At 46.9% G+C, this 10,065-nt stretch carries 9 protein-coding genes; 6 read left to right on the forward strand and 3 right to left on the reverse strand.

Annotated features, from left to right (window positions below; genetic code table 11):
* Positions 1–478 precede the first annotated feature (478 nt).
* Positions 479–907 (forward strand): REP-associated tyrosine transposase, encoded by a 429-nt coding sequence (locus C8D85_RS09590; RefSeq protein WP_162847565.1) that lies wholly within the window; start codon positions 479–481, stop codon positions 905–907.
* Between the two features lie 168 nt (positions 908–1,075).
* On the opposite strand, the gene C8D85_RS09595 is transcribed toward C8D85_RS09590, so the two are convergent.
* Positions 1,076–1,975: a LysR family transcriptional regulator gene (locus C8D85_RS09595; RefSeq protein WP_133562092.1), complete on the reverse strand. Its 900-nt coding sequence runs from the start codon at positions 1,973–1,975 to the stop codon at positions 1,076–1,078.
* Between the two features lie 163 nt (positions 1,976–2,138).
* On the opposite strand from C8D85_RS09595, the gene C8D85_RS09600 reads away from it, so the two are divergent.
* A complete protein-coding gene (locus C8D85_RS09600) occupies positions 2,139–2,732 on the forward strand; it encodes an FMN-dependent NADH-azoreductase (protein ID WP_133562094.1) in 594 nt (197 codons plus the stop codon).
* A gap of 102 nt (positions 2,733–2,834) precedes the next feature.
* On the opposite strand, the gene C8D85_RS09605 is transcribed toward C8D85_RS09600, so the two are convergent.
* On the reverse strand, positions 2,835–4,259 hold the full coding sequence (locus C8D85_RS09605) for an MBL fold metallo-hydrolase RNA specificity domain-containing protein (protein ID WP_133562096.1): 1,425 nt from the start codon (positions 4,257–4,259) through the stop codon (positions 2,835–2,837).
* Between the two features lie 219 nt (positions 4,260–4,478).
* Here C8D85_RS09605 and glmU point away from each other — a divergent pair, with 219 nt between their 5' ends.
* Positions 4,479–5,846 carry a bifunctional UDP-N-acetylglucosamine diphosphorylase/glucosamine-1-phosphate N-acetyltransferase GlmU gene (gene glmU / locus C8D85_RS09610; RefSeq protein ID WP_133562098.1) on the forward strand — a complete coding sequence of 456 codons (1,368 nt, stop codon included), beginning with the start codon at positions 4,479–4,481 and terminating at the stop codon, positions 5,844–5,846.
* Between the two features lies 1 nt (position 5,847).
* Complete coding sequence (gene glmS / locus C8D85_RS09615; protein ID WP_133562100.1) at positions 5,848–7,677, forward strand: glutamine--fructose-6-phosphate transaminase (isomerizing); 1,830 nt, start codon at positions 5,848–5,850, stop codon at positions 7,675–7,677.
* Here glmS and C8D85_RS09620 read toward each other — a convergent pair.
* Positions 7,664–8,254, reverse strand: a complete 591-nt coding sequence (locus C8D85_RS09620; protein WP_133562102.1) for a DUF192 domain-containing protein — start codon at positions 8,252–8,254, stop codon at positions 7,664–7,666. The two genes, glmS and C8D85_RS09620, sit on opposite strands and share 14 nt — an antisense overlap.
* 315 nt (positions 8,255–8,569) lie before the next feature.
* Between C8D85_RS09620 and C8D85_RS09625 the strand changes: the two genes are divergently transcribed.
* A complete protein-coding gene (locus C8D85_RS09625) occupies positions 8,570–8,935 on the forward strand; it encodes a MarR family EPS-associated transcriptional regulator (protein ID WP_133562105.1) in 366 nt (121 codons plus the stop codon).
* A complete protein-coding gene (gene wecB, locus C8D85_RS09630) occupies positions 8,932–10,050 on the forward strand; it encodes a non-hydrolyzing UDP-N-acetylglucosamine 2-epimerase (RefSeq protein WP_133562107.1) in 1,119 nt (372 codons plus the stop codon). The genes C8D85_RS09625 and wecB overlap by 4 nt, the downstream gene beginning before the upstream one ends.
* Positions 10,051–10,065 lie beyond the last annotated feature (15 nt).

Raw genomic sequence — 10,065 nt, forward strand, 5'->3', positions numbered from 1 at the left:
TCCCGCGGAAACCGCGGTCCTACATTTTTTCCACTGTAGGACCTCGCTGCGCGAGGGAGCAGCATTGCACTCCCAAACCAAATCCCGCGGAAACCGCGGTCCTACATTCTGCCTTTGTAGGACCTCGCTGCGCGAGGGAACAGCATTGCACTCTCAAACCAAATCCCGCGGAAACCGCGGTCCTACATTTTTTCCACTGTAGGACCTCGCTGCGCGAGGGAGCAGCATTGCAATCCCAAACCAAATCCCGCGGAAACCGCGGTCCTACATTTTTTCCACTGTAGGACCTCGCTGCGCGAGGGAGCAGCATTGCGCTCTCAAACCAAATCCCGCGGAAACCGCGGTCCTACATTTTTTTCCACTGTAGGACCTCGCTGCGCGAGGGAGCAGCATTGCAATCCCAAACCAAATCCTGCGGAAACCGCGGTCCTACGATATGATAAGCTTTACAACTAACTTCAAATTACATGGAGGTAATATGAAAGGTTATTCACAGCTACGCAAAGGTCGTATATCAAACACCTCAACGATTTATCATTTAACGTTCGCTACTATGAACCGAACCCCATATTTTGGAGACTTTTATCGCGCTAGAGCAATGGTAAAGGCGTTAAAATATTGTGATGACCAAGAATGGTCTAAAACTGTTGCTTTTATTGTGATGCCGGACCATGTTCATTGGCTCGTGCAGCCATTTTCGAAAGAAATATCTGAGCTTGTCAGAGTAGTAAAAGAGTTTACGTGCAAGCATCACCTAGTTAAGTGGCAACGTAATTTCTATGACAGGGGAATGCGCTCTAATGAAGAAACGGTCGAAACAGCACGGTACATTATAGCCAACCCTAAAAGAGCGAAAATCGTTCACCATGTTGGTCAATATAGCCATTGGGATTGCATATTCTTGTAGCAATAAACCACTGTAGGACCTCGCTGCGCGAGGGAGCATTGCACCCCAAACAAAATCCCGCGGAAACCGCGGTCCTACATTCTGCCTTTGTAGGACCTCGCTGCGCGAGGGAACAGCATTGCATTCCCAAACCAAATCCCGCGGAAACCGCGGTCCTACAATGACAGGTTATTTATGGGCGCTGCACTGCGCGCAGGATTGTTGTAATAGCTCAACAAACAAGCGTGTGGCGGGCCCTGTGCGTTCGCCTTTACCGAAAATGGCGTACATATGAAAATTACGCTCACCGCCAGACTCTAATGTTAGACGTTTGAGACGACCATTTTCTAAATCCTGCATAAGATCGGCTTTCGGCAGCCAAGCGAAGCCTATCCCTGAAGCAACCACTTCCAAAGCCGATTGCACGCTGGAAACGGTCCAACGACGATCGGCCCCAAGCCAGCCTTCGTCCCGTGAGTTGCTGCCAGAATCACGGATGACTACTTGTAGCTCTTGTTTAAGGCGTTCGTTGCTAATCGGTCCATCTTCACGACAAAGCACATGATTTGACGCGGCTACCGCAATCATTTCTACATCCACTATCGGGTCAGCTAAGTAGCCCTTTGGCACGATGCCGCTAAGTACGAGGTCAGGCGAGCCTTCAGCCAATACTTCAACAGCGCCACTTAATACCTCTTCGCGCAGTTGTACTAAAGTGCCTTGGCTTTGTGGCTCAAAAGCTTTCAATGCTCGCAATAGTGCTGGTGTCGGGAAGGCTTCATCTACTACCAACTCAATCTCAGGCTCCCAGCCTTGGCCAAGGGTGTGCGCTAGCTCCTCAAGATCAATGGCTTCTTGAAGTAGATGCCGAGACCGTCTCAGTAATACTTCGCCACGTTCCGTTAACTTAGCTTTACGCCCATCAATGGTAAGCAACGGGTAGCCTAACTGTTCCTGCAGCTTTGCCACAGTGTAGCTGATCGATGATTGGCTTTTATGGAGGGCTTCCGCTGCCTGCGCAAAGCCACCTTTATCTACCACAGCCTGTAATACACGCCATTGTTCCAGTGTCACTCTTGGAGCTTTCATAAACCTTGATCCTTAGAAAGTTGCCTTAAGTATGGCTTGATTGATCACATAATTCGATATTTATCGTCGAAAAGTTACGCTTTTTTATCGAAAAATCTGGTTTTAATATAGCTTCATCGAATGAATTTGAAGTCCCCTTCAAGCAAATATTAGGAGCATTATCATGGCAACATTACTACGAATCGATTCTAGCGCGTCAGGTGAACAGTCTAAATCACGTCAACTTGCGGATGCGTTTGTTGCGCAGTGGCTAGCGAAAAATCCAGAAGGCACAGTAGTGACACGCGATGTGAACGCTAACCCACTACCACACTTCACAAGCGAAACATTGGGTGCATTGTTTACACCAGAAGAAGACCGTAGCGCTGAACAAAAAGCGATCGTTGCAATCGGCGACGAATTGATTGAAGAGCTAGAGGCAGCAGATGTGGTAGCCATCAGCGCACCGATCTACAACTTCAGCATTCCATCAACACTGAAGTCTTACTTTGACTACGTCGCGCGTGCAGGTCGTACATTCAAATACACAGAAACTGGCCCAGTTGGTTTGCTAAACAAAGACGCCTATGTATTCTCTGCAAGCGGCAGCTTCCTAGAAAACACACCATACGACCACCAACTTCCATACGTTAAAACGTTCTTGAACTTCATTGGTTTGACAGTGAAAGATGCATTCGTAGCAGGTGGTCAAGCGCTAGGTGCTGACGGCGAAAAAGCCTTCACCGATGCAAAAGAGAAAATCGCAGCAGCGGTATAGGTTTAATACCCATGTTTGGGGTTGTGGTTAAGTAGGACCTCGCTGCGCGAGGGAGCTGCATCGCAACCCCAAACCAAATCCCGCGGAAACCGCGGTCCTACCTCACCTGACAATCTCACCAACCTCTGGACACTGTGTTTGCAGAGCCTGCGCTAAGGCTTGCTTTGCCTCATGCTCCCCATGGACTAGGTGGATTTTACTTGGCGGGTAACGCATGCGTGACACGAAATGCACTAAGTCCGTTTGACCTGCATGGGCGGAGTAGCCGCCGATCTGCCAAATCTGTGCGCGCATCGGATAGCGCTCACCATCTAATATCACATAGCCATTGTCTTTGTCGTGATAGGTCAATATCTCACGCCCTGGCGTGCCCTGAGCTTGGTAGCCAACGAAAATCACGTCATTGCGTTGATACCCTAACAAAGCTTTTAAGTAATTGACGATCCGCCCACCGGCACACATACCAGATGCGGCGATTACGACGGCAGGGCGTTTCTGTTTCGCTAAATAAGCTACGGTTTGTTCATGCAAATCATGGCTGTCGATGGTGGTCAGTTGCTCAAAGCTTAATGGATGACGACCACTCTTGACTCGTTCAATGGCCTCCTTGTCCCAATAAGGCTTCAGATCGCGATAGACTTCCGTGAATTGGCTCGCTAAAGGGGAATCAATGATGATATCGATATCTTGCCAAGATAATGCTTGCTTGGTTGCCGTATGGCTCACCGTTTGCTCGGCATGATCGTGGATAATGCTTTCTATTTCATAGAGTAATTCTTGGGTTCGCCCGATAGAAAATGCGGGGATCAATACCACGCCACCGTCTGCTAGGGCCTTTTCCATAGAATCTTGTAGCCGTTGGCGACGATGATGGCGGTCCTCGTGGTCTTTGTCTCCATAAGTGCTTTCCAGTACTAATTGGTCCGCTTTATAAGGTGACTTAGGTGCCGCGAGCAGAGGCGCATACGGAGCGCCTAAATCTCCAGAAAAGACCACGTCCCAGCTTTTGCCCGCTTGCTCCGGCTCTAAACGAAAAGTCGCGTAAGCTGAGCCTAAGATATGTCCAGCGGGAGACAGTTTGACATGGCATCTATGAGAAGGGGTTGAAAACGGCAGTTCAAACCACGCTTTATAATCCAAAGGCACAATTTGCGCAGCAAGGCGATCTAGGCAAGCATCGATAATCTGTCGATTGCGAGTGACACCTACTTTTAATGCATCCTCGATCACAAGAGGCAGTAACTTGGCGCTGGGTCGTGAACAAACAATCGGCCCATTAAAGCCTGCTGCTAATAAATAAGGAATACGTCCCACATGATCAATATGAACATGAGTCACAATCAGCGCTCGAACGTTGCGAATATCAAACTCAATTTCTAACTGGGCTGACGACGCGCCGCGATCAGAGGCTTCTGCTCCTTGAAACAAACCGCAGTCCACTAGCACGCTGTTGTCATCGTTGATTATTAGCTCATGACAAGAGCCTGTTACGCCATCCTTTGCACCATGGTGTTTTATCTCATACATATCACATCCTTATGCGTCTAATCCGTGAGCAAAGAAGGCTAACACAGTCTCTTTTATTGCCCTCTTGATACAAGACAAGAAAGGCAATGTATGGCAAAAACACCAAAACTGTTCGCGTTTGTCAAAAATCTTATGACAAAACAAATTGCGACGCTGTGAAACAAAAGGTCTAATAGCCCCTAAATACGAATGACACTTAATTTTTAGGATAAAAGCACTATGACACAGGATATCGTGATCCTTGCTGCGGGGAAGGGAAGCCGAATGAAATCGACCTTTTCCAAGGTCTTACACAAAATTGGCGGTACGGCGATGGTGCGCCGTGTATTAGCCACTGCCTCTAGCCTGAGCAACGCTCAGTTGCATCTAGTCGTCGGTCATCAAGGCGAACAAGTTGAACAAGCTTGTCAGGACTTTTCAGCCAATATTGTTTGGCAAAATAACCCACAAGGTACAGGGGATGCACTTCGCCGTGCAGCGTCTTCCCTAAGCGATCAAGGCAGCACTTTAACTCTGTACGGTGATGTGCCGCTGATCCAAGACGTGACGCTAGAGCGCATGCTATCTCTGTCAAATGACAACACCTTAGTGCTACTAACGATTAAGTTAGATAACCCAACAGGCTATGGCCGTATCGTTCGTAACGAACAGGGCGCTGTAACAGCCATTGTTGAGCAAAAAGATGCGAATCCAGAGCAGCTACTGATCAACGAAGTCAACACAGGTATTCTGCTCGCGCCAAACGCCAAGCTTAAAGGCTGGCTAGATGCGTTAACCAATGACAATGCGCAACAGGAATACTACCTAACGGACATCATTGCCATGGCGGCAGAGCAGGGCGTCGAAATCGTGACCGTACACCCAGATCATGAATGGGAAGTGACGGGCGTGAATGACCGCGTACAGCTGGCCGCTTTGGAACGTGTTTGGCAGCACCAACAAGCCGAAGCCCTAATGCGCAATGGTGCTACTCTAATGGATCCAAACCGCATAGACGTTCGTGGTGAATTGATCACAGGACAAGATTGCATCATCGATGTGAACTGTGTCTTCGAAGGTCAAGTCACCTTAGGGGCGAACGTTGAAATTGGCCCAAATTGCGTATTGAAAAACTGTTCGGTAGCAGACAACACTGTTATCAAAGCCAACACCATGATTGAAGATAGCCAAGTTGGTGAAAGCTGTGACCTAGGGCCATTCGCTCGTCTACGTCCAGGAACGGTACTGGCTAACAAAGCGAAAATCGGTAACTTTGTTGAAACTAAAAAAGCATTGATTGGCGAAGGCAGCAAAGTAAACCACCTAAGCTATGTGGGCGACACCCAAATGGGCGCAGGCGTCAACGTTGGTGCGGGTACCATTACCTGCAACTACGATGGCGTGAATAAATTCCAAACCATTATCGGTGATGGCGTCTTCGTGGGCTCTAACTCAGCCCTCGTAGCCCCAGTTGAAATCCAATCGGGTGCCACCATCGCGGCAGGCTCAACCATTACCAAAACCGTTGCTGAGAACCAACTCGCTTTCGGCCGAGCAAAACAAATCAACAAAGACGGTTGGGCGCGTCCGACCAAAAAGGAGAAATAATATGTGTGGAATCGTCGGCGCGATTGCTCAGCGCAATGTAGCAAAAATCTTACTAGAAGGTCTATCACGCCTAGAATACCGCGGCTATGACTCCTCGGGCGTAGCGATCAATAACGAAACAGGCGTACGTGCACACCGTGCCGTGGGTAAGGTTCAAGCCCTAAAAGATAAATTCGAAGCCATGCCGCTTGATGGCAAGCTAGGTATTGCCCACACTCGCTGGGCGACCCACGGTAAGCCAACAGAAGTAAACGCTCACCCACATTTCTCAGGTGATGATCTAGCGCTGGTTCACAATGGCATCATCGAAAACCATGAAGTGCTGCGTCGTGAGTTGATCGAATTGGGCTACGAGTTTCGCTCTCAGACAGATACCGAAGTCATCGTTCACCTTATTCATAACGCATTAAAAACAGAGTCAGATTTCCTTCAAGCCGTTAAAAATGCCTTGAAACGTCTACATGGTGCCTTCGCCATCGCTGTAACACTGAACGATGAAAATGAGCGCTTAATTGCAGCCCGTAAAGGTAGCCCTCTAGTGGTGGGTGTGGGCATCGAGGAAAACTTTGTTGCGTCCGATCAGCTAGCGCTATTGCACGTTACTGACCAATTTATCTTCTTAGAAGAAGGGGATGTTGTTGAGCTGACTCGTGATGCAGTAACGATCTTTGATGCGAACGACACTGTGCAAGAGCGCCCAATTAGTGTCTTTAATCACAATGTCGACGCGACCGATAAAGGCGAGTTTCGTCACTACATGCTCAAAGAAATCTACGAGCAGCCAAAAGTCATCGCAGCCTGCCTGGAAGGGCGTATCAGCGAAGAGCGTGTCTTAACCAGCTGCTTTGGTGCGGATTCTGCGTTTCTAAAAGATATTGAAAACATCCATATCGTGGCATGTGGTACCAGTTACCATGCGGGTATGGTGGCAAAATACTGGATCGAAGATCTGGCTAACATTCCTTGTACTGTAGAAGTAGCAAGTGAGTACCGTTACCGCAAAGTAGCCGTACCTAAAAACACACTGTTCCTAACGCTTTCCCAGTCGGGTGAAACTGCCGATACGTTAGCGGCACTTCGCATGGCAAAAGAGCTGGACTACCTAACGACGCTGGCGATCTGTAATGTGCCGTCTTCTACATTGGTGCGTGAGTCGGATCTTACTTTGTTGACCAATGCTGGCGCAGAAATCGGTGTCGCATCCACCAAAGCCTTCACTACTCAATTAACCGCGCTACTGATTACCTCCATCGCGATTGCTTCTGAAAAGGATGCATTAAGTGATGACAAACAAGTAGAGCTGGTGCAAGCATTGCGCTCACTGCCTGCTTACGTCGATGCAGCGATTAAGCAAGATGAAGCTATCAAGGTGGTGTCAGAGCAGTTCGCTAACAAGCACAATGCCCTGTTCCTAGGTCGTGGTCCAATGTTCCCTATTGCCCTAGAAGGCGCGCTTAAGCTAAAAGAAATCAGTTACATTCACGCTGAAGCCTACCCAGCAGGGGAGTTAAAACATGGCCCGTTAGCGTTGGTAGACGAAGACATGCCAATCATCACCATGGTTCCCCACAATGATATGTTGGATAAATTAAAATCTAACCTACAAGAAGTGGCAGCTCGTGGCGGTGAGTTATTTGTCTTCGCTGACCGTGACACAGATCTGCATAACGAAGAAGGTGTGATCTTTACCGAAGTACCAAAGGTCGATGAAATCCTAGAGCCGATCGTACACACTATTCCGTTGCAACTGTTGTCTTACCACGTAGCAGTTGTAAAAGGTACCGACGTAGACCAACCTCGCAACTTAGCAAAATCGGTCACTGTCGAGTAAATTCAAAACGTACAGGATGACTGCTGATTGTGGTTGTCCTGTTAATGCTTGTTTGATTGATGCTTGCCTGATTAATACCTGTCTGATTAATGAAAGCGCTGCTATCTGTATTAGATAGCAGCCCCCACTTTTCACTTAAGCCTGCGTTGATTTCTAGAACGTACATAGCGTCCCCCTCTGAAGCGGGAATCCCAGTTAATGCGAAGGGCTCTGTCCGCTGAGCGATGTTCAGTAGTCGCTTATCCTTATCAAAATACAGAATATCCAACGAAATACGCGTGTTTTTCATCCAAAACTGTCTTGGCCCAGAGTCAGGATAAATAAACAGCATTCCCCGATCTTCCGCTAAGCTATCTCGATGCATCAGCCCTTGCATGATTTGTTGGGTGTCATCCGCGATCTCTATTGCCAATGTTTGAGCGGCTTGCTCTGCGACAAACAACGTCAGCTGGCCCTCCTGTTTGAATTCAGTGCTTAGCGGGGCGTTCGTCTGTCCCTCTTGATCAACGACTTGATGAGCGGGAGCGCACCCTACCAGTAGGCTAGATAATCCAAGGACAACAAAAATAAGTCTCATAGATTTAGGTCATATCCTGTAAAGGTCTATTACGAAGCAAGGGGATCATTAAAAAGAGTGTAAAGTTAGCGGCAACCCCGACTTGAAATCAACTTTTCTTCCTTGTTTTATTTACTCCCATACAGCCCTGCATTATGATTGTTCACCTCTTGAACATATGCCCTAAGCAAGGAATTAGCACGTGGCCTTTTCAATAGCTTATCTACTGCCACCTATTGAGCGATATTTTTGTATCCGCTCAACGAACCGCTATTCATTCCTTCGTCAAAAAAAGACTGACTCAAATTCGTCAACTTCACGTGAGATCATCACCGTATGTTAAACGACGAATACCGCCTAAAAATTCTCAAAGCTGTTGAAGCTGATCCACAGATCAGTCAGCGTGCGCTTGCAAAACAGCTAGGCGTGAGCTTGGGCAAGACCAATTTTTGTCTAAAAGCCCTAATTGAGAAAGGCCTAATCAAAGCAGAAAACTTTAAAAATAACCCTAAGAAAAGTGGTTATTTATATCTGCTTACCCTACAGGGTATCGAAGAAAAAACAGCGCTAACGAAAGCATTTTTAGTGCGCAAATTACAAGAACACGAACAACTCACCGCTGAAATAGAAATGTTAAGGCGGGAGGTTCAAAGTCAACCCAAATATTTAAACGCAAGTCCTCGTTGCGAAAGGCAATCATGAAAAAAGTATTAACCGTTTTCGGTACTCGCCCTGAGGCGATAAAAATGGCTCCACTTGTGCATGCATTGGCGGCAGATGAACGCTTTGATGCAAAAGTTTGTGTGACAGCGCAACACAGGGAAATGCTAGATCAAGTTTTAGAGTTATTTGAAATAGTTCCTGACTACGATTTGAACCTGATGAAAGCGGGTCAAACATTGCCTGAGGTAACAAGTCGTATACTGCTGGAGCTAACGCCAGTACTAAAAGAGTTTAAACCTGATGTTGTTCTTGTCCATGGTGATACTGCAACAACCTTTGCGGCAAGTTTGGCCGCATACTATGAGCAAATTGCCGTAGGTCATGTGGAAGCGGGCTTGCGTACTGGAAATATCTACTCGCCATGGCCAGAAGAAGCCAATCGCAAACTAACAGGTGCATTAACCAAGTACCACTTTGCACCAACGGAAACGTCAAAACAAAACCTATTATTAGAAAATTACACTGAAGAAAACATCCATGTAACTGGTAACACAGTTATTGATGCTTTGTTGATGGTCAAAGCGAAAATAGAGACGGACAGCCAACTAAAGTTAGAGCTTGAAGCTCAATTTCCATACTTGGATAAAAACAAAAAATTAGTGCTTGTTACTGGTCACCGTAGAGAAAGTTTTGGTGGTGGTTTTGAACGTATTTGTGAAGCGTTAGCTGAAACAGCTAAGAAGCATCCAAATGTTCAAATCTTGTATCCGATGCACCTTAACCCAAATGTGCGTGAGCCTGTCAATCGAATTCTAGGTAATGTTGAGAACATCATCTTGATAGAGCCACAGACCTATCTACCATTTATTTACCTAATGGATAGATCTCATATTATTTTAACGGACTCAGGTGGCATTCAAGAAGAAGCCCCTTCTTTAGGAAAGCCTGTATTGGTAATGCGTGATACCACTGAGCGTCCAGAGGCTGTTGAGGCGGGAACTGTCAAATTAGTTGGTACCGATGTGCAATCGATAGTAACTAATCTAGATAATTTATTAACTGATGAAGATGCTTATAAAGCAATGAGCTACGCACATAACCCTTATGGGGATGGTGAAGCCTGTGCTCGTATTTTAAATTCATTAGTTAAATAAGATACTCAAAAAATT

The organism is Marinomonas communis (assembly GCF_004363305.1).
Lineage (GTDB): Bacteria > Pseudomonadota > Gammaproteobacteria > Pseudomonadales > Marinomonadaceae > Marinomonas > Marinomonas communis.

Excerpts from the sequence above, each read along its gene's own strand:
- C8D85_RS09590 (WP_162847565.1), top strand. The coding sequence starts at position 479 with ATGAAAGGTTATTCACAGCTACGCAAAGGTCGTATATCAAACACCTCA.
- C8D85_RS09595 (WP_133562092.1), bottom strand. The coding sequence starts at position 1,975 with ATGAAAGCTCCAAGAGTGACACTGGAACAATGGCGTGTATTACAGGCT.
- C8D85_RS09600 (WP_133562094.1), top strand. The coding sequence starts at position 2,139 with ATGGCAACATTACTACGAATCGATTCTAGCGCGTCAGGTGAACAGTCT.
- C8D85_RS09605 (WP_133562096.1), bottom strand. The coding sequence starts at position 4,259 with ATGTATGAGATAAAACACCATGGTGCAAAGGATGGCGTAACAGGCTCT.
- glmU (WP_133562098.1), top strand. The coding sequence starts at position 4,479 with ATGACACAGGATATCGTGATCCTTGCTGCGGGGAAGGGAAGCCGAATG.
- glmS (WP_133562100.1), top strand. The coding sequence starts at position 5,848 with ATGTGTGGAATCGTCGGCGCGATTGCTCAGCGCAATGTAGCAAAAATC.
- C8D85_RS09620 (WP_133562102.1), bottom strand. The coding sequence starts at position 8,254 with ATGAGACTTATTTTTGTTGTCCTTGGATTATCTAGCCTACTGGTAGGG.
- C8D85_RS09625 (WP_133562105.1), top strand. The coding sequence starts at position 8,570 with ATGTTAAACGACGAATACCGCCTAAAAATTCTCAAAGCTGTTGAAGCT.
- wecB (WP_133562107.1), top strand. The coding sequence starts at position 8,932 with ATGAAAAAAGTATTAACCGTTTTCGGTACTCGCCCTGAGGCGATAAAA.